This is a genomic window from Streptomyces sp. NPDC047049 (genome assembly GCF_040643995.1).
Taxonomy (GTDB): domain Bacteria; phylum Actinomycetota; class Actinomycetes; order Streptomycetales; family Streptomycetaceae; genus Streptomyces; species Streptomyces mooreae.
In genome coordinates this window covers 142348-160547 of record NZ_JBEYVM010000011.1, presented here as the reverse complement: position 1 = coordinate 160547, position 18200 = coordinate 142348, and the positions used below count along the sequence as shown (strand labels likewise).

Below are 18200 nucleotides of genomic sequence, written 5' to 3'. Positions count from 1 at the left end.
CTGGGCGTCCGAGTGGTTACTCGGCAGCCTCGGCGGGAGCCGGCGTACCGGCACCGCCCTGCTCGACCTTGCTGCGAAGCGCGTCCGCGGTGCGGGCGAACTTCGTGAGCGGGGCCTGGAAGGTCGCCGCGGCCTTGGCCATGGACGCCTTCATGCCACCCGCCAGCTTGGCGAGCAGAACCTCACGGGACTCGAGGTCCGCAAGCTTCTTGATCTCGTCGGCGGACAGCGCCTTGCCGTCAAGGACACCGCCCTTGATGACGAGAGCGGGGTTCTCCTTGGCGAAGTCACGAAGACCCTTCGCCGCCGTGACCGGGTCACCGGTCACGAAGGCGACAGCGGTCGAGCCCTTGAGGTGCTCGTCCAGCTGAATCCCGGCCTCCTTGGCCGCGATCTTGGTCAGCGTGTTCTTCACCACACGGTACTGAGCGTTCTCGCCGAGAGAACGACGCAGCTCCTTGAGCTGCGCCACAGTCAGTCCGGTGTAAGAAGTCACAACAGCTGCGCTGGAGTCACGGAGCTTCTCAGTGATCTCCGCAACTGCTGCGTTCTTGTCAGACGTCGCCATGAGCCTCGGCCTCCTTCCGGGTGATGAGGACCGCGCAGAAGGGGCTGGGCAAAACAAACGCCCCGGCGCAGGCGCACGGGGCGTACTCGACCGGGGCGGATCGGAATCCGTCCGGGAGTTCATCCATACACACCTGCGCAGGCCGTCCGCAGCTAGCGGATCCTTCGGCCACCACACGTCCGGGACCGGACGCGCAGAGACAACCAGCGGTCTTTGGCTTCCGGGAAAAGATACGGGAGCCGGATGCGCTCAGGCAAATCGGCGTGGACGGGGACATCGCAGGGCCCCCGCCCACGCCGTCAGACGTGCGCGGTACCGGTCAGGCGCCGGGAGCGGTCGCCGTCTGGTCCGCCGGCGGCGGGGCCACGTCGACCTTGGTGCCGTAGCCCGTGTAGAACACGGTGGAGTCGCTGGGCTGCTTGCCGCCGAGCTTCTCCCGCTTCTTGACCAGCAGGTTGTGCGAGTCGATCCAGACGTCGAGCTGCTCGCTCTTCGCGCCGCCCTTCGCGAGCTGCTTGCGCATCATGTCGCGGAGGTCCTTGCCGAGCTTGTCGCTCAGCTGGTCCAGCTCGAGGGTGCCGGTGTAGTGCGTCGCCTGGACGCCGCCCACGTCCTCCTTGCCGACGGCCTTGGCGGAGCCGGAGGTGGCCAGCAGCTCGATCGCCTGGCTCGGGTCGGCCTTCTGCAGCGCTTCCTGGAGCAGGGTGCCGGAGCCGCCCAGCTTCTTCGACAGGAGGCTGTAGGGGTACTTCGTCCAGGGCTTGCCGCCGCCACCGGGCAGGGCGCCGCCCATGTTCATGTACACGGCGTCCTCGGCGTAGATCGCCTTGACCGGCTTGAGCGGCTTACCGGAGCTCCCGGCGACGTCCATGGTGTTTTCCACGTTCATCCGCATGCCCTGCGACCAGTCCAGATCGCCCTTGGTGGACTGCTTCACCTGCTTGCCGACCATGGTCGCGGTCGTGGAGCCGTCGATCTTCGCGGTCTTCTTGGCCTTGGTCGCCTGCTGGGCGGCCTTCAGCGCGTCCGCCGGATTCTGCGCCGGGTCCTGCTTCCCGCCCGCGTCGCTGCCGCCGGTGCTGCTGCTCCCGCCCCCGGACGCCTTGCCGCCCTCGTCGTTGTTGCAGGCGCTCAGACCGCCCACCAGAATCACGGCACCCGCCACAGCGGCGGCTATACGCGTGCTGCGCATGTGAGGCTCCCCCTTGGATCATGTGTGTCGACCTCGGGGGCGACTGTAGTGCAGGCCACTGACCGCACATGCGTCAGGCCCCGTCTCTCCACCGGGAGAAACGGGGCCTGACGCGTGGATCACGCGCTACGAGGCGTCGATCGGGAAGATCAGACGGTCTCGTCCTCGACAAGGAGGTTGCGGGTGCGGTTGGCGTCCAGCGGGATGCCGGGGCCCATCGTGGTGGTGACGGTCGCCTTCTTGATGTAGCGGCCCTTGGCGGCGGACGGCTTGAGGCGGTTGATCTCCTCGAGCGCCGCGGCGTAGTTCTCCACCAGCTTGGTCTCGTCGAAGGAGACCTTGCCGATGATGAAGTGGAGGTTCGCGTGCTTGTCCACGCGGAACTCGATCTTGCCGCCCTTGATGTCGGTGACAGCCTTGGCGACATCCGGGGTGACGGTGCCGGTCTTCGGGTTCGGCATCAGACCACGCGGACCGAGCACGCGGCCGAGGCGGCCGACCTTGCCCATGAGGTCCGGGGTGGCGACGACGGCGTCGAAGTCCAGACGGCCCTTGGAGACCTCGTCGATCAGTTCGTCCGAGCCGACGATGTCGGCGCCGGCGGCTTCCGCGGCCGCAGCACGGTCACCGGTCGCGAAGACCAGGACCCGGGCGGTCTTACCGGTGCCGTGCGGGAGGTTCACGGTGCCACGGACCATCTGGTCGGCCTTGCGCGGGTCGACACCCAGACGCATGGCCACCTCGACGGTCGCGTCGAACTTGACGGACGCGGTGTCCTTGGCGAGACGGACGGCCTCGAGGGGGGCGTACACGCGCTCCCGGTCGATCTTCGCGTCCGCGTTGCGAAGAGTCTTGCTGCGCTTCACTTCTGCTCCTGATGCAGTGGGGTGGAGTCGTGGTGCGGACCAGCGCCTGGTCCTGCCACGGGTGGTGCCTGAGGGGCTGGGATCAGCCCTCGACCGTGATGCCCATGGAACGGGCGGTGCCGGCGATGATCTTCTCGGCGGCGTCCAGGTCGTTGGCGTTCAGGTCGGGCATCTTGGTGGTGGCGATGTCACGGACCTGGTCGCGCGTGATCTTGGCGACCTTGGTCTTGTGCGGCTCGCCGGAGCCCTTCTCCACGCCCGCGGCCTTCAGGATGAGCTTCGCGGCCGGCGGGGTCTTGGTGATGAAGGTGAAGGAACGGTCTTCGTAGACCGTGATCTCCACCGGCACGACCATGCCACGCTGCGACTCGGTCGCGGCGTTGTAGGCCTTGCAGAACTCCATGATGTTGACGCCGTGCTGGCCCAGCGCGGGGCCGACCGGCGGGGCCGGGTTTGCGGCGCCGGCGCTGATCTGGAGCTTGATAAGCCCCGTGACCTTCTTCTTCTTGGGAGGCATGCTCTCTCCGGGTCCTAGTGAGAGGTGTTTCGCCGATCCACCCGGTCATCCGGATGGAGGCATACCGCACAACGATAACGGGTATCGTCGTGCGGCCAAAAACCGAGCAGGTCAGACCGGCTGTGAGCCCGTCTGACCTGGTCGGTTCGGCTGGTGTTCCGGAAGAACCTAGTTCTTCTGGATCTGGTCGAAGCTCAGCTCGACCGGGGTCTCGCGGCCGAAGATCTCGACGAGGCCCTTGACCTTCTTCGAGTCGGCGTTGATCTCGTTGATCGTCGCCTGCAGCGTCGCGAACGGGCCGTCGGTGACGGTGACGGAGTCGCCCACCTCGAAGTCCAGCACCTGGACCTCGACCTTGCGGGACGGCGCCGGCTTGCCCTCGGCCGCGGCGGCCTCCTTGGCGGCCTTCTCCTCGGCCTCCGGGGCGAGCATCTTGACGATCTCGTCCAGCGTCAGCGGGTAGGGGTCGTAGGCGTTGCCGACGAAGCCGGTGACGCCCGGGGTGTTGCGGACGACGCCCCAGGACTCGTTCGTCAGGTCCATGCGCACGAGCACGTAGCCCGGGAGCTTGTTCTGGCGGATGGTCTTGCGCTCGCCGTTCTTGATCTGCGCGACCTCTTCCTGCGGCACCTCGGCCTGGAAGATGAAGTCCTCGACGTTCAGCGAGACGGCACGCTGCTCGAGGTTGGTCTTCACGCGGTTCTCGTAACCGGCGTAGGTGTGAATGACGTACCACTCGCCGGGCAGGCCACGGAGCTCGTCACGGAGGGCGGCCACCGGGTCGACCGGCTCCTGCTCCTCGTCCTCGGCGACCTCGGCGGCGGCCTCGGCGTCCTCTTCGAGGTGCACCGCAGCCTCTTCGGCGGGCTCGCCGGCGGCGGCGTCCTCGGAGTCGAGCTCGTCGACCTCGTCGGCGGCCTCGACGATCTCAAGCGCGGTGTCGTCGCCCTCGACCTCGGCCGAGGCAGCCGCGTCAACGTCGGCCGCTGCCGGCTCTGCGGAGTCGGCGGCGTCGTTCAGGTTCGGGTCAGACACGGTGGCTGCTTCTTCCTGGCTTCAAGGGGTTGAACATGCGAAAGGGGCGCCCGCTGAGGCGCCCTCCGCGGGATCAGCCGAAGACGTACCCGACGACTCGGTTGATTCCCAAGTCAATCACGGTTACGAGACCGATGATGATGACAACGAAGACGATCACCACACTGGTGTACGTCGACAGCTGGCTACGCGTGGGCCAGACGACCTTGCGGAGTTCCGCCACGACCTGGCGGTAGAAGAGCGCGAGCCGCGCGAAGGGGCCCTTCTTGCCGCGCTTGCCGCCACGGCGGGGCTTCTTCTGGGATTCCGCGGTGTCGTCCTCGGAACGACCGCGCTCAGGCATGTCGATGGAGCCCAGGGCGTCCGTCACTCGTCCTCACCTGAATCCGGGTCGTGGCCGTGCCGCGCCCGGTTGAGCCGCACGGCGGTGCATTTCATACGTACGCGTGCACGCACTGCGGTGGAGAGTGCGTGTAGCAGGGCCGGAGGGACTTGAACCCCCAACCGCTGGTTTTGGAGACCAGTGCTCTACCAATTGAGCTACGACCCTTTGTGGTTCCCCCAACCTACCGCATGCGGTCGACTGCACTAAGTGCGTGCGCCGCGGCGGCCTGTTCGGAGCCAACGGTCAGCGAGTGTACGTGGTTCGGAGCCAGGCGTCGAACAGGATCCCCCCGGGGCCTCCCGGGTGGTGCCCGCAAACCCGTGTACCGGGCTCCTCAGAGGTCTGCAACGATGCATATATGAGCGCTGCAACCCCTTCCGCATCGTCCCCCACCGACCGCCGGGTCTCGGCCCGCGTCGGTTCGATCTCCGAGTCCGCCACCCTCGCCGTCGACGCCAAGGCGAAGGCCCTCAAGGCGGCCGGACGCCCGGTGATCGGCTTCGGCGCCGGTGAGCCCGACTTCCCCACGCCCGACTACATCGTCGAGGCGGCGATCGAGGCCTGCCGCAACCCGAAGTACCACCGCTACACCCCGGCCGGCGGCCTCCCCGAGCTCAAGACCGCGATCGCCGCGAAGACGCTGCGTGACTCCGGCTACGAGATCGAGGCCGCGAACGTCCTGGTGACGAACGGCGGCAAGCAGGCCATCTACGAGGCGTTCGCGGCGATCCTCGACCCGGGCGACGAGGTCATCGTCCCCGCCCCGTACTGGACCACCTACCCCGAGTCGATCCGGCTCGCGGGCGGCGTCCCGGTCGATGTGGTCGCCGACGAGACCACCGGCTACCGCGTGACCGTCGAGCAGCTGGAGGCGGCCCGTACGGAGCGCACCAAGGTGCTGCTCTTCGTGTCGCCGTCGAACCCGACCGGTGCGGTCTACACCCGCGAGCAGGTCGAGGCGGTCGGCCGCTGGGCCGCCGGGCACGGCCTGTGGGTGCTGACCGACGAGATCTACGAGCACCTGGTCTACGGCGACGCCGAGTTCTCGTCGCTGCCCGTGGTCGTGCCGGAGCTGCGCGACAAGTGCATCATCGTCAACGGCGTGGCGAAGACGTACGCGATGACCGGCTGGCGGGTGGGCTGGGCGATCGGCCCCAAGGACGTCATCAAGGCCGCCGCGAACCTTCAGTCGCACGCCACGTCCAACGTCTCCAACGTCGCGCAGGCGGCGGCCATCGCGGCGGTCTCCGGCGATCTGACGGCCGTCGAGGAGATGAAGGTCGCCTTCGACCGCCGCCGCCGCACGATCGTGCGGATGCTCAACGAGATCGACGGCGTGCTGTGCCCGGAGCCGGAGGGCGCGTTCTACGCGTACCCGTCGGTCAAGGAGCTCCTGGGCAAGGAGATCCGCGGCAAGCGCCCGCAGACCAGCGTCGAGCTGGCCGAGCTGATCCTGGAGGAGGCGGAGGTCGCCGTCGTCCCGGGTGAGGCCTTCGGCACCCCCGGCTACCTGCGGCTTTCCTACGCGCTGGGCGACGAGGACCTGGTCGAGGGCGTGTCGCGGCTGCAGAAGCTGCTGGCCGAGGCCAAGTAGTCAAACCCGCCTCCGGAAATCCGGAGGTGGCCCGCAGCGGGCGTCCGGAGCCTTCCGGGCGCCCGTTCGCGCGTTCCCTGGGACACCCCTTCGGGAAAGGCCTACCGGCGCACCGCCCCCGTACGGCAAGATCTTGGGATGGAGAGCGTTCGTGCCCGCGGCGGAGCCGCACCTCGAGACCTGCGCCGACTGCCGAAGGCCCATCTGCACCTGCACTTCACCGGTTCGATGCGGTCCGCGACCCTGCTGGAGCTCGCCGACAAGTACGGCGTCCATCTGCCCGAGGCGCTGCGGAGCGGTGAACCGCCCCAGCTGAGAGCCACGGACGAGCGCGGCTGGTTCCGCTTCCAGCGGCTCTACGACATCGCCCGGTCGTGTCTGCGGGAGCCCGGGGACATCCAGCGGCTGGTCCGCGAGGCCGCCGAGGAGGACGTCCGGGACGGGTCGCGCTGGCTGGAGATCCAGGTCGACCCGACCTCGTACGCACCGCGGCTGGGCGGGCTGATCCCGGCCCTGGAGATCATCCTGGACGCGGTGCACGGCGCCTCCCGTGACACCGGGCTCGGCATCCGCGTCGTGGTCGCCGCGAACCGCATGAAGCACCCGCTGGACGCCCGCACGCTGGCGCGTCTCGCGGTGCGCTACGCCGACCGGGGGGTGATCGGTTTCGGGTTGTCCAACGACGAACGCCGGGGTTTCGCCCGGGACTTCGACCGGGCCTTCGCCATCGCCCGGGAGGGCGGACTGCTGGCGGCACCGCACGGCGGCGAGCTGTCGGGGCCGGCCAGCGTCCGGGACTGCCTGGACGATCTGCACGCCGGCCGGGTCGGGCACGGCGTACGGGCCGCGGAGGACCCCGTGCTGCTGCGCCGGCTGGCCTCGCGCGGGGTGACCTGCGAGGTGTGCCCGGCGTCGAACGTGGCGCTGGGGGTCTACGAGAAGCCGGAGGACGTACCGCTGCGGGCGCTCTTCGACGCCGGCGTGCCGATGGCGCTGGGCGCGGACGATCCGCTGCTGTTCGGCGCGCGGCTGGCCGCGCAGTACGAGATCGCCCGCACCTCACACGGCTTCACGGACACCGAACTGGCCGAACTCGCCCGGCAGTCGGTGCGCGGCTCGTGCGCCCCGCAGGACGAGCAACGGCGGCTGCTGGCGGAGATCGACGACTGGCTGGACGCGTAGCGTCCCCGGGGCGGCTCGGGGCGCCCCGGGGGCTGCCGTGACGGACTTGTCCAGGTCCCGGCTAGAGGCTGACGCCGACCGTGACCGGTTCGTTGACGAGCGTGACGCCGAAGGCCGCATGGACACCGTCGCGGACCTCGCGGGCCAGGGCGAGCAGGTCCTCGGTGGTGGCCTCGCCGCGGTTGGTGAGCGCGAGGGTGTGCTTGGTGGAGATGCGGGCCGGGCCGGTGCCGTAGCCCTTGGTGAAGCCGGCCCGGTCGATGAGCCAGGCCGCGGAGGTCTTCACCAGGCCGTCACCGGCCGGGAAGGCGGGCGGGGCGGTGTCCGGGCCGAGGTGGTCCTGGACGCGCCGCAGGAAGACGGCGTGCTCGGCCTCGGTGAGGATCGGGTTGGTGAAGAAGGAGCCGGCCGACCAGGTGTCGTGGTCGCCGGCGTCCAGCACCATGCCCTTGCCCGCGCGCAGCGCCAGAACGGTCTCCCTGGCGACCGCGGCCGGGACCCGGTCCCCGGCCTCGACGCCGAGGGCGCGGGCCGTCTCGGGGTACTTCAGGGGCGCGGAGAGCCCTCCGGCGTCCTCCAGGGCGAAGCGCACCCGCAGCACCACGAACCGGTCGGGGTGCTCCTTGAAGCGGCTGTGGCGGTACGAGAAGCCGCACTCCGCGTTCGGGATCGTGACCGTCTCACCGGCCCGGCGGTCGTAGGCGACGACCTCGGTGATCGTGGCGGAGACCTCCTGGCCGTACGCCCCCACGTTCTGGATCGGGGTGGCGCCCGCCGAGCCGGGGATGCCCGCCAGGCACTCCACACCGGCCAGTCCGGCCTCGACCGTACGGGCGACCGCGTCGGACCAGTTCTCGCCGGCGGCGAGGGTGAGGTCCGTGCCGTCGAGCGCGAAGCCGCGGGTGGCGATGCGCAGGGCCGTGCCGTCGAAGCCCTTGTCGCCGATCACGAGGTTGCTGCCGCCGCCGATGATCAGCAGCGGGGTCCCGGCTTCGTCGGCCGCGCGGACCGTCTCGATCACCTCGTCGTCGGTGGTGGCCGTGACGAGGCGGGTGGCCGGTCCGCCGAGGCGGAAGGTGGTCAGCGGGGCGAGGGGGGCGTCATGGAGTTCCTGCACGCGCCCAAGGGTACGGGGACGGTCCGGCGATGCCCGGCCGGCCGCCCCCGACAGGCCCTAGGGGCCGCTCAGGCGAGACGGACCACGGCGCGGGACATGCCCAGCACCTTCTGGCCCGCGCTCACCGCGGTGAGGTCGACCCGGACCGTACGGTCGTCGTCGTCCAGCTTGGCGGCGACCTTGGCGGTGACCTCGATCAGCGCACCGGTCTCGTCGTTGGGGACGACGACGGGCTTGGTGAAGCGCACGCCGTACTCGGCGACCGCACCCGGGTCGCCGGCCCAGTCGGTGACCACCCGGATCGCCTCGGCCATGGTGAACATGCCGTGGGCGATGACGTCCGGCAGTCCGACCTCCTTGGCGAACTTCTCGTTCCAGTGGATCGGGTTGAAGTCGCCGGAGGCGCCCGCGTACCGGACGAGCGTGGCGCGGCTCACGGGGAAGGTCTGCGCCGGGAGTTCGGTGCCGACCTCGACCTCGTCGTAAGAAATCGTGGCGGTCATCTCAGGCCTCCTTCACGGCGCGGGCCACCAGCTTGGTGACGGCGGTCACGACGTGTTCGCCCGCCTCGTCGTGCACCTCGCCGCGGATGTCGATGATGTCGTTGCCCGCCATGGACTTGATGGCCTCGATGGTGGAGGTGACGCTCAGCCGGTCCCCGCTGCGCACCGGCCGGGTGTAGGCGAACTTCTGGTCGCCGTGCACCACCCGGCTGTAGTCCAGACCCAGTTGCGGATCCTCGATGACCTGGCCCGCGGCCTGGAAAGTGATCGCGAACACAAACGTCGGCGGCGCGATCACGTCGGAGTGGCCGAGTGCCTTGGCCGCTTCGGCGTCCGTGTAAGCGGGGTTGGTGTCACCGATCGCCTCGGCGAATTCGCGGATCTTTTCCCGGCCGACCTCGTACGGGTCGGTGGGCGGGTACGTGCGTCCGACAAAAGACTGGTCGAGCGCCATGGGCTCGCAACCTCCCTGTACTGATGGTGATAACGCCGTGAGGCCGCCCCCACGAATGGGGACGGCCTCACGGACGAGCCTGTGTTATCGCGTCTCGCGGTGCGCGGTGTGCGAGTTGCAACGGGGGCAGTGCTTCTTCATCTCAAGACGGTCCGGGTCGTTACGCCGGTTCTTCTTGGTGATGTAGTTCCGCTCCTTGCACTCCACGCAGGCCAGCGTGATCTTCGGGCGGACGTCGGTGGCAGCCACGTGAGTGCTCCTTGGACGGACGGGTGGTCGGATTAACGCATAAAAGAGTAGCCGATCGGAGGACCGACCCCACAATCGGCTACTGTCAGTAGCGGTGACCGGACTTGAACCGGTGACACAGCGATTATGAGCCGCTTGCTCTACCGACTGAGCTACACCGCTGTGATGTAAGAGTCCCCCGCCCGAAGGCGAGGTACCTCACACATCAGAGCCCCAATACGGAATCGAACCGTAGACCTTCTCCTTACCATGGAGACGCTCTGCCGACTGAGCTATTGGGGCGAGCGATGAAGACATTACACGGCCCGCCGCCAAACGTGAAATCCGTATCCGGGCCGCGCCCCAACGGCCCCGCGCACCACACCGGTACGACTATTCCGCGCCTGCGCGAAGCTCTCCCGGCAGCGCCCTAGGCTCGGAAGAACGCTGCGTGATCTTGCACGCCGGTGGCTTCGAGGAGCGCGATGTCCGACAGCAGTTCGCCGCAGCCCCAGCCGGGAAGGCCCGGCGGTGCCGGCCGCTACGCCGGGCCGGACAGCGGTGCGCTGGTGCTGTGCGGTGCCCGGCTCGCGGACGGCCGGACGGTGGACGTACGGCTCGGCGGCGGGTGCATCGAGGCCGTCGGAACGGCCGGCAGCCTCGCCCCGCAGGGCGCCCGCGTCGACCTCGCCGGCTACCTCCTGCTCCCCGCCCCCGCCGAACCCCATGCGCACTGCGACACCGCCCTGACGGCGGATGCCGACGGCCCCGCCTCCGGGTCCCCCGAGGACGTCCAGCGGCGGACGACCGAGGCCGCGCTGCTGCAGCTGGGGCACGGCGCCACCGCGTCGCGCAGTCACGTGCGGATCGGCGACGTCCAGGGCCTGCGTTCGCTGGAGGCGGTGCTGCAGGCCCGCCGGTCGCTGCGCGGGCTGGCCGACCTGGCGGCGGTCGCGGTGCCGCGGGTGCTGACCGGGGTGGCCGGGGCGGACGGGCTGGCGATGCTGCGGGATGCCGTGAAGATGGGCGCAGCGGTCATCGGCGGCTGTCCGGACCTCGACCCCGACCCGGCCGGGTACGTCGAAACGGTCCTGGAGCTGGCCGGGGAGCACGGCTGCCCGGTGGACCTGCACACCGACGGCGACGATCCGGCACGGCTGGCGCGGTTCGCGGCGATGGCCGGCGGGCTGCGGCCGGGCGTCGCCCTCGGGCCGTGCGCGGGGATGGCCCGGATGCCGCGCAGCGTGGCGGCGCGGGTCGCCGAGCAGCTGGCGGCCGCCGGGGTCGCCGTCGTCTGTCTGCCCCAGGGCGACTGCACCGGGCTGGAGCGGTACGGCTCGCGGGTGTCGCGGCCGGCGCCCGTACGGCTGTTGCGGGCGGCCGGGGTGCGGGTGGCGGCGGGCAGCGGGGCGCTGCGGGACGTGGCGAACCCGGTCGGGCGGGGCGACCCGCTGGAGGCGGCCTACCTCCTGGCTTCCCTGGGGGAGGCCACGCCGGATGCGGCGTACGAGACCGTGAGTGCGGCGGCGCGGGCGACGCTGGGCCTGCCCGAGGTGCGGGTCGAGGCGGGCTTCCCCGCGGAGCTGCTGGCGGTGCGCGGCGAGCGGATCGCCGGGGTGCTGTCGCTGGCCTACAGCCGGATCGTGATCCACCGCGGGCGGGTGGTCGCCCGTACCAGCGCGGTGCGGGAGTACTGCGACTCGGCGGCGGAGGTGGCGCCGGCGCTGCCCCGGCAGTCGCAGCGCTGAGCCACGGCGGCGAGAAGCCCCCGGGCCCCGGCCGGTCCCGCACGGTGCGCCGGGCCTTCGGCGTACGGTCGGGATCATGCGCATTGTCATCGCAGGTGGACATGGTCAGATCGCGCTGCGGCTGGAGCGGTTGCTCGCCGGGCGCGGGGACGAGGTCGCGGGCATCGTCCGCCGGCCGGAGCAGGCCGGTGATTTGCTGGCCGCGGGCGCCGAGCCGGTGGTCTGCGACCTGGAGTCGGCGTCGGTGGAGGACGTCTCCCGGCACATGGAAGGCGCCGACGCGGCCGTCTTCGCGGCGGGTGCGGGGCCGGGCAGCGGCACCGAACGCAAGGAAACGGTGGACCGCGGCGCGGCGCGGCTCTTCGCGGACGCGGCCGAGGCCGCGGGCGTACGGCGCTTCCTCGTCATCTCCTCCATGGGCGCGGACCGCGAGCCGCCGGAGGGCACCGACCCGGTCTTCGCCGCCTACCTGCGGGCCAAGGCCGCAGCCGACGCGGACATCCGGTCCCGGGCCGGCCTGGACTGGACGATCCTGCGGCCCGGCCGGCTGACGAACGACCCCGGACCGGGCCGGGTGACACTGGCCGACGCGACCGGCCGCGGCCCCGTCCCCCGCGACGACGTCGCCGCCACCCTGATGGCCCTTCTCGACGAACCGGGCACGATCGGCAAGACGTTGGAGCTGATCGCCGGGGATGTGCCGGTGGTGGACGCGGTGCGGGCGGTGTCGGCGGCACCGCGGTAGGAGGCCTGCCGGGGCCCGAAGGACACGGCGGGCCCCGGCCCGGTCCATGCCAAAGGGCCCCTGGTCTGCGGAATCGCAGACCAGGGGCCCTTTGTTCCCTGTGGCGGCGCCAGGATTCGAACCTGGGAAGGCTGAGCCGGCAGATTTACAGTCTGCTCCCTTTGGCCGCTCGGGCACACCGCCTGGGTTTGCTGCCGGGAGAGCCGCTGTGGGGCGGTGCTCCGTGGCAACGACGTAAACCATACCCGATGGCTGGGGGTGGTTCGCCACTCGATTCGGGAGCGCTGGATCTTGGCCGGGTGGCTAGGCTTGGCAGGCGGGCCCGGGAAGGGCCGCAGCCCTGACGGATCTACGTACGAGGAGCCAACTCAACATGGCCGACTCCAGTTTCGACATCGTCTCGAAGGTAGAGCGGCAGGAGGTCGACAACGCCCTCAACCAGGCCGCCAAGGAGATCTCGCAGCGCTACGACTTCAAGGGCGTGGGCGCGTCGATCGAGTGGTCGGGCGAGAAGATCGAGATGCGGGCCAACGCCGAGGAGCGGGTGAAGGCCGTGCTCGACATCTTCCAGTCCAAGCTGGTCAAGCGCGGGATCTCGCTGAAGGCGCTGGACGCCGGTGAGCCGCAGGCCTCGGGCAAGGAGTACAAGATCTTCGCCTCGATCGAGGAGGGGATCTCGCAGGACAACGCCAAGAAGGTCGCCAAGATCATCCGCGATGAGGGCCCGAAGGGCGTCAAGGCGCAGGTGCAGGGCGACGAGCTGCGGGTCAGCTCGAAGAGCCGGGACGACCTGCAGGCGGTGCAGCAGCTGCTCAAGGGCAAGGACCTGGACTTCGCCCTGCAGTTCGTGAACTACCGGTAGCAGCCCGGCTTTCGGGAGCCACGGGATGGGGCGGCGCGCTTCGGCGTGCCGCCCCACCGGTGTGCCGGGGCGGCGCCATGAGGAGCGTGCGGCGGGACGCGAGGGCCCCCGGGCGGCGGCCCTCGCGCTCAGCGGGCGGTCAGCGGGCGGCGAACGGCTCGTCGGTGGGGACGATGTCGCGGCCCAGGGGCATCAGGGAGACCGGGATCATCTTGAAGTTGGCGATGCCGAAGGGGATCCCGATGATCGTCACGCACAGGGCGATGCCGGTGACGATGTGGCCCAGGGCCAGCCACCAGCCCGCGAAGATGATCCAGATGACATTGCCGATCGCCGATCCGGCGCCGGCGTCGTGGCGCACGACGGTCGTCCGGCCGAAGGGCCACAGGGCGTAGCCCGCGATCCGGAAGGACGCGATGCCGAACGGGATGGTGATGATCAGGATGCAGCAGATGATGCCTGCGAAGACGTAGCCGAGCGCCAGCCAGAAGCCGCTGAGGACCAGCCAGAGGACGTTGAGGATGAACTTCATGATCAGCAGCCTTCCACGGGCACGGCGGAGAATGTACTTGCGGTGCTAGACGCGCGGAGCCCGGTGAATCGTTGCGTTCATGATGCGCCGGGTGCCTGCTGACGGCCACCGGTCCCGGTGGAACCGGGGGCGTCAGGGACGGTGGCCGGCCATGTCTTCGAGGCGGGCGATCCGTTGGTCCATCGGGGGGTGGGTGGAGAAGAGCCGGGACAGGCCGCCGCCCCGGAACGGGTTGGCGATCATCATGTGGCCGGCGGTCTCCAGGCGCGGCTCGGGCGGGAGCGGGAGCTGGCGGGTTCCGGTCTCCAGCTTGCGCAGGGCGGAGGCCAGGGCCAGCGGGTCGCCGGTGAGCTGGGCGCCCGCGGCGTCGGCCTCGTACTCGCGCGAGCGGCTGACGGCGAGCTGGATGAGGGAGGCCGCGACCGGGCCGAGGATCATGATCAGCAGCATGCCGAGGAGGCCGGGCCCCTCGTCGTCGTCGGAGCGGCCCACCGGGATCAGCCAGGCGAAGTTGACGAGGAACATCACGACGGAGGCCAGCGCGCCGGCGACGGAGGAGATCAGGATGTCGCGGTTGTAGACATGGCTGAGCTCATGGCCGAGGACGCCGCGCAGCTCGCGTGCGTCGAGCAGCTGGAGGATGCCGTCGGTGCAGCAGACCGCGGCGTTGCGGGGGTTGCGGCCGGTGGCGAAGGCGTTGGGCGCCTGGGTCGGGGAGATGTACAGGCGCGGCATGGGCTGGCGGGCCGCGGTGGAGAGCTCACGGACCATGCGGTAGAGCTGTGGCGCCTCGAACTCGCTGACCGGGCGGGCGCGCATCGCCCGCAGGGCCAGTTTGTCGCTGTTCCAGTAGGCGTAGGCGTTGGTGCCCAGGGCCACGACGACGGCGATGATCAGGCCCGTACGGCCGAAGAGGCTGCCGATGACGATGATGAGGGCGGACAGGCCCCCGAGGAGTACGGCGGTCCTGAGCCCGTTGTGCCGGCGGTGCACGGTACGCCCTCCAAGCGGTGCGGCAGGGGAACCCTGTGCTGCGTTTCTCCACTGACCAGTGGACCCTTACTCACTGGTCAACGCGAGATGAACGAGCCAGGTTCCCTTGTCCGCCGCCGGCGCACCGGGGAGGGCATCCGGGCGCGCCCGCCGGGGCGTGGCGCCGTACGGGCGGGGTGGAGGCCGGTGTGGGCCCATAGGGCCGTCCGTGTCCGCCCGTGGTCGTCCTGTGCGGCCGTCGGTGAGGATTCCCGCAGGACGGGCCGGGCGGGGCGGCCTGGAGCAACGGTGGAAGCAGCCGTTAGAGCAGCGCCCCGGAGGCGAAGCGCAGGACGAGCTGCGGGGCGCCGGAGAGGGCGATGCCGAGGACGGCGGCGAGCGCGATGGCGGTGGCCAGGGGGGCCGGGACCGCGGCGCCGGCCGGGTGTCCCGCGGGGGCGGGGGTTCCGGTTCCTGCCGCCTCCCCGGTGACCTCCGCTTCCCCGGCTTCCCCGGCTCCCCGGAAGAGGACCGTGGTCCACTCCAGGTAGTAGTAGAGCGCGATCACGACATTGACGGCCATGATCACGGCGAGCCAGGCCAGCCCCGCGTCGACGGCCGCCGAAAAGACCGTGACCTTGGCGAACAGGCCGATGATGCCGGGCGGCAGTCCGGCGAGGCAGAGCAGGAAGAAGCCGAGGGCGAGCGCCACTACGGGCCGCTGGTGGTACAGGTCCCGGTAGTCGCTGATGCGGTTCGCGGGGCTCGTACGGGCCACCAGGGCGGCGACCGCGAAGGCGCCGAGGTTCACGGCCGCGTACATCAGGGCGTAGGCCACGGTGGAGCCGATGGCGTGCCCCGGGTCATGGGCGTAGCCCGCCGCCGCGATCGGGACCAGGAGGTAGCCGGCCTGGCCGACCGAGGACCAGGCGAGCAGGCGTACGGCGCTGTGCGCGCGGCGGGGGTCCTGGCGCAGGGCCGCGACATTGCCGACCGTCATGGTGAGCGCGGCGAGGACGGCCAGTGCCGGGCCCCAGACGTTGGCGTACGAGGGGAAGCCCTGGACGGTGACGAGGATCAGGCCGGAGAAGCCGACGGCCTTGCCCACCACGGAGAGGTAGCCGGCGATGGGCAGCGGCGCGCCGACGTAGGTGTCCGGCACCCAGAAGTGGAACGGGGCGGCGGCCGTCTTGAAGGCGAAGCCGACCAGGGTCAGGGCGGCGCCGGCGCTCGCCAGGGTGGCCAGGCGCGGGTCGGGCAGGTGGGTGAGGGCGTGGGCCACCCGGGAGAGGTGCAGGCTGCCGGTGGCCGCGTAGAGGAAGCTCACGCCGAGCAGCATCACGGCGGTGGCGGCCACCGAGGACAGGAAGAACTTGAGCGCGGCCTCGGAGGAGAGCCGGTCGCCGCGCCGCAGCCCGACCAGCGCGAAGGCGGGCAGCGAGGCGACTTCGAGGGCGATGACCAGGGTGGCCAGATCGCGGGAGGCGGGCAGCAGGGCGGCGCCGGCCGCCGAGGAGAGCAGCAGGAACCAGTACTCGCCGGCGGGGAGGTCCTGGTCCCGGACGGTATCGATGGACAGCAGGGCGGTCAGCAGCGCCCCGCCGAGCACCAGGAACTGGATGACCAGGGCGAACGGGTCGGCCGCATAGCTGCACACGTCCGGGTGGGCGGGCAGGCAGAAGGTGCGGCGGTCGCCGTCCAGGAGGGGCAGCAGGGACAGCGTGGCGAGCGCCAGGCCCGCCGTCGCGATCCACCCCAGCAGCGGCTTGCGGGCCGCCGGGAGGAAGAGGTCGGCGACGAGGATCACCAGGGCGACGGCCGCGGCGAGGGTGGGCGGCGCGAGGGCGAGCCAGTCGACGGACTGGACCAGAGAGGTCACCGTGCTCATCACTTACCGCCTCCGAGGAGCTGCTGGACGGCCGGGTCGGTGAGGCCGAGGAGGGCCGCGGGCCACAGTCCGGCGAGGACGGTGAGGACGGCGAGGGGGGTCCAGGCCGCGTACTCGTGGCGCGCGAGGTCGGGGATGACGGGGGCCGGTGCGGCCGGGGCCGCGGTGGCCGCTTCGGCCGCCGTCGCGGTGCCCTCCTCGACCGCCGGGGCGGCTTCCACGGCCGCCGGGGTGCCGCCCATGCAGACACGGCGGACGACGAGCAGCAGGTAGGCGGCGGTCAGCAGGGTGCCGAGGCCGGCCAGCGCCATGAACGTCAGGAAGGCGGGGCGGCTGAGCCCGGCGGCGGGCCGGAAAGCGCCGAACATCGCCAGCATCTCGCCCCAGAAACCGGCCAGCCCGGGGATGCCCAGCGAGGCGACCGCCGCGAAGGCGAGCAGACCGCCGAAGCGGGGGGCCTTGCCGTAGAGGGCGGCGCCGGTGCCGTACGGGAGGGGTGCGGCGGAGCCGCGCGTCGAGGGGCGGTGGTCGGGCGACGGGCGGGACAGGGTGTCGAGGTCGGTGCTGCCGGTGCGGTCCTTGAGCGCGCCGACCATGAAGAAGAGCAGGCCGGTGATGAGGCCGTGGGCGATGTTGGCGAACAGCGCGCCGTTGACGCCGGTGGGGGTCATGCTGGCGATGCCGAGCAGCACGAAGCCCATGTGGCCGACGGAGCTGTAGGCGATCAGGCGCTTGAGGTCGCCGCCCGCGCCCTTGCGGACGAGGGCGAGGCAGGCGAGCGAGCCGTAGATGATGCCGATGGCGGCCAGCGCGGCGAGGTACGGCGCGAAGGTGTGCATGCCCTCGGGGGTGATGGGCAGCGCGATCCGCACGAAGCCGTAGGTGCCCATCTTCAGCAGGACGCCGGCCAGCAGCACCGAGCCGACGGTGGGGGCGGCGGTGTGGGCGTCCGGCAGCCAGCTGTGCAGCGGCCACAGCGGGGACTTGACGGCCAGTCCGATGCCGACCGCGAGCACTGCCAGCAGCTGAACCGTGTGGCTGAGCTGCGCTTTCGGCCCGTTGTCAGTGGCGAGTGCCACCATGTCGAAGGTGCCGGATTTCACACCGATGAGGAGGAGGCCGAGCAGCATCACGACGGAGCCGAGCAGCGTGTAGAGGATGAACTTCCAGGCCGCCGCCTGCTTTCCCGCGCCGCCCCAGCGGGCGATGAGGAAGTACATCGGGATGAGGACCATCTCGAAGGCGAGGAAGAACAGCATCAGGTCGAGGACGGCGAAGCTGGCGAGGGTACCGGCTTCGAGAGTGAGCAGCAGAGCCACGAATGCCTTGGAGGACGGGCCCTCAGGGGCACGAGTAGCGCGCAGCGCTTCCTTCGAAGGGCGGTGGTGGGTGACGGGCGGGCGGAAGTAGCTGTAGAGGGCGCAGAGGAAGGCCAGCAGCGCGGTCAGTACGACAAGGGGGAGCGAGATGCCGTCGACGCCGAGGTGGATGCGGATGTCCAGCGCCGGGATCCAGCTGAGGTCGGTGGTGGCCTGCATACGGGCCGGGTGGTCGTGGTCGAAGCCGGCGGCCAGCGCGACGGCCGCGGCGAGCACGACACCGGTGACGGTCACGCCGTGGCGCAGTACGGCCTGGCCGGGGTTGCGGCCCTTGAGGCCGGGGGGCGCCGGGAGCAGGGCGCCGGCCGCGCCCAGCAGGGGGAGGACGACGACCGCCGCGAGGAGGTACTGCAGAGCGGTGGGGTTCACGGGTCAGGCCCTCCTCAGGGGTTCGGCTCCGGCGAGCCCGGCCACGAGGGGCGTCGGCTGGGGG

The 18200-nt window shown here is 70.7% G+C and carries 19 protein-coding genes and 4 tRNA genes; 5 read left to right on the top strand and 18 right to left on the bottom strand.

Annotation, left to right across the window (positions count from 1 at the left end; all coding sequences use genetic code 11):
- Positions 1 to 16: 16 nt before the first annotated feature.
- From rplJ to ABZ851_RS23940, 7 genes are all read right to left on the bottom strand, one after another.
- Positions 17 to 568 (bottom strand): 50S ribosomal protein L10, encoded by a 552-nt coding sequence (gene rplJ, locus ABZ851_RS23970; protein ID WP_311623459.1) that lies wholly within the window; start codon positions 566 to 568, stop codon positions 17 to 19.
- 319 nt (positions 569 to 887) lie between these two features.
- A complete protein-coding gene (locus ABZ851_RS23965; protein WP_361131071.1) occupies positions 888 to 1760 on the bottom strand; it encodes a hypothetical protein in 873 nt (290 codons plus the stop codon).
- Between the two features lie 149 nt (positions 1761 to 1909).
- Entirely contained in the window at positions 1910 to 2626 is a 717-nt protein-coding gene (gene rplA / locus ABZ851_RS23960; protein WP_336049321.1) for a 50S ribosomal protein L1, read from the bottom strand.
- Positions 2627 to 2708: 82 nt separating this feature from the next.
- Positions 2709 to 3143, bottom strand: coding sequence for a 50S ribosomal protein L11 (gene rplK, locus ABZ851_RS23955; RefSeq protein ID WP_030074757.1), 435 nt, complete (start codon positions 3141 to 3143; stop codon positions 2709 to 2711).
- Between the two features lie 168 nt (positions 3144 to 3311).
- The gene (gene nusG, locus ABZ851_RS23950) at positions 3312 to 4178 is read right to left on the bottom strand and encodes a transcription termination/antitermination protein NusG (protein WP_336049320.1); all 867 of its coding nucleotides are present in this window, start codon (positions 4176 to 4178) and stop codon (positions 3312 to 3314) included.
- A 73-nt stretch (positions 4179 to 4251) separates the two neighbouring features.
- Positions 4252 to 4548 (bottom strand): preprotein translocase subunit SecE, encoded by a 297-nt coding sequence (secE, locus tag ABZ851_RS23945; protein ID WP_042155825.1) that lies wholly within the window; start codon positions 4546 to 4548, stop codon positions 4252 to 4254.
- Between the two features lie 107 nt (positions 4549 to 4655).
- Positions 4656 to 4728: transfer RNA gene (locus tag ABZ851_RS23940), tRNA-Trp, on the bottom strand.
- A 193-nt stretch (positions 4729 to 4921) separates the two neighbouring features.
- Here ABZ851_RS23940 and ABZ851_RS23935 point away from each other — a divergent pair.
- Positions 4922 to 6157 carry a pyridoxal phosphate-dependent aminotransferase gene (locus ABZ851_RS23935; RefSeq protein ID WP_361131066.1) on the top strand — a complete coding sequence of 412 codons (1236 nt, stop codon included), beginning with the start codon at positions 4922 to 4924 and terminating at the stop codon, positions 6155 to 6157.
- 138 nt (positions 6158 to 6295) lie between these two features.
- A complete protein-coding gene (locus ABZ851_RS23930; protein WP_361131063.1) occupies positions 6296 to 7339 on the top strand; it encodes an adenosine deaminase in 1044 nt (347 codons plus the stop codon).
- Between the two features lie 61 nt (positions 7340 to 7400).
- Here ABZ851_RS23930 and ABZ851_RS23925 read toward each other — a convergent pair whose 3' ends face one another.
- The 6 genes from ABZ851_RS23925 to ABZ851_RS23900 all read right to left on the bottom strand — a co-directional run bounded on the left by ABZ851_RS23925 (position 7401) and on the right by ABZ851_RS23900 (position 9944).
- Entirely contained in the window at positions 7401 to 8456 is a 1056-nt protein-coding gene (locus tag ABZ851_RS23925) for a UDP-N-acetylmuramate dehydrogenase (RefSeq protein ID WP_361131060.1), read from the bottom strand.
- A 68-nt stretch (positions 8457 to 8524) separates the two neighbouring features.
- The gene (locus ABZ851_RS23920; RefSeq protein ID WP_088798421.1) at positions 8525 to 8959 is read right to left on the bottom strand and encodes a MaoC family dehydratase; all 435 of its coding nucleotides are present in this window, start codon (positions 8957 to 8959) and stop codon (positions 8525 to 8527) included.
- Position 8960: 1 nt separating this feature from the next.
- Complete coding sequence (locus ABZ851_RS23915; protein ID WP_361131057.1) at positions 8961 to 9413, bottom strand: MaoC family dehydratase N-terminal domain-containing protein; 453 nt, start codon at positions 9411 to 9413, stop codon at positions 8961 to 8963.
- A gap of 84 nt (positions 9414 to 9497) precedes the next feature.
- The gene (gene rpmG, locus ABZ851_RS23910; protein ID WP_006604855.1) at positions 9498 to 9662 is read right to left on the bottom strand and encodes a 50S ribosomal protein L33; all 165 of its coding nucleotides are present in this window, start codon (positions 9660 to 9662) and stop codon (positions 9498 to 9500) included.
- Positions 9663 to 9751: 89 nt separating this feature from the next.
- Positions 9752 to 9824 (bottom strand) — tRNA-Met (locus tag ABZ851_RS23905).
- A 47-nt stretch (positions 9825 to 9871) separates the two neighbouring features.
- Positions 9872 to 9944: transfer RNA gene (locus ABZ851_RS23900), tRNA-Thr, on the bottom strand.
- Between the two features lie 182 nt (positions 9945 to 10126).
- Between ABZ851_RS23900 and ABZ851_RS23895 the strand changes: the two genes are divergently transcribed.
- Positions 10127 to 11389: an amidohydrolase family protein gene (locus tag ABZ851_RS23895; protein ID WP_361131054.1), complete on the top strand. Its 1263-nt coding sequence runs from the start codon at positions 10127 to 10129 to the stop codon at positions 11387 to 11389.
- Positions 11390 to 11465: 76 nt separating this feature from the next.
- Positions 11466 to 12134: an NAD(P)H-binding protein gene (locus tag ABZ851_RS23890; RefSeq protein ID WP_361131051.1), complete on the top strand. Its 669-nt coding sequence runs from the start codon at positions 11466 to 11468 to the stop codon at positions 12132 to 12134.
- A 101-nt stretch (positions 12135 to 12235) separates the two neighbouring features.
- On the opposite strand, the gene ABZ851_RS23885 is transcribed toward ABZ851_RS23890, so the two are convergent.
- A tRNA-Tyr gene (locus tag ABZ851_RS23885) sits at positions 12236 to 12317 on the bottom strand.
- Positions 12318 to 12507: 190 nt separating this feature from the next.
- Here ABZ851_RS23885 and ABZ851_RS23880 point away from each other — a divergent pair.
- Positions 12508 to 12996 carry a YajQ family cyclic di-GMP-binding protein gene (locus ABZ851_RS23880; RefSeq protein ID WP_018090929.1) on the top strand — a complete coding sequence of 163 codons (489 nt, stop codon included), beginning with the start codon at positions 12508 to 12510 and terminating at the stop codon, positions 12994 to 12996.
- Positions 12997 to 13135: 139 nt separating this feature from the next.
- On the opposite strand, the gene ABZ851_RS23875 is transcribed toward ABZ851_RS23880, so the two are convergent.
- The 4 genes from ABZ851_RS23875 to ABZ851_RS23860 all read right to left on the bottom strand — a co-directional run bounded on the left by ABZ851_RS23875 (position 13136) and on the right by ABZ851_RS23860 (position 18121).
- Positions 13136 to 13528, bottom strand: coding sequence for a YccF domain-containing protein (locus ABZ851_RS23875; RefSeq protein WP_361131048.1), 393 nt, complete (start codon positions 13526 to 13528; stop codon positions 13136 to 13138).
- Positions 13529 to 13660: 132 nt separating this feature from the next.
- Positions 13661 to 14521: a zinc metalloprotease HtpX gene (htpX, locus tag ABZ851_RS23870; protein WP_336049313.1), complete on the bottom strand. Its 861-nt coding sequence runs from the start codon at positions 14519 to 14521 to the stop codon at positions 13661 to 13663.
- Positions 14522 to 14822: 301 nt separating this feature from the next.
- Positions 14823 to 16388: an NADH-quinone oxidoreductase subunit N gene (locus ABZ851_RS23865; protein ID WP_361131045.1), complete on the bottom strand. Its 1566-nt coding sequence runs from the start codon at positions 16386 to 16388 to the stop codon at positions 14823 to 14825.
- Complete coding sequence (locus ABZ851_RS23860; RefSeq protein WP_361131175.1) at positions 16388 to 18121, bottom strand: NADH-quinone oxidoreductase subunit M; 1734 nt, start codon at positions 18119 to 18121, stop codon at positions 16388 to 16390. The genes ABZ851_RS23865 and ABZ851_RS23860 overlap by 1 nt, the downstream gene beginning before the upstream one ends.
- Positions 18122 to 18200: the final 79 nt, after the last annotated feature.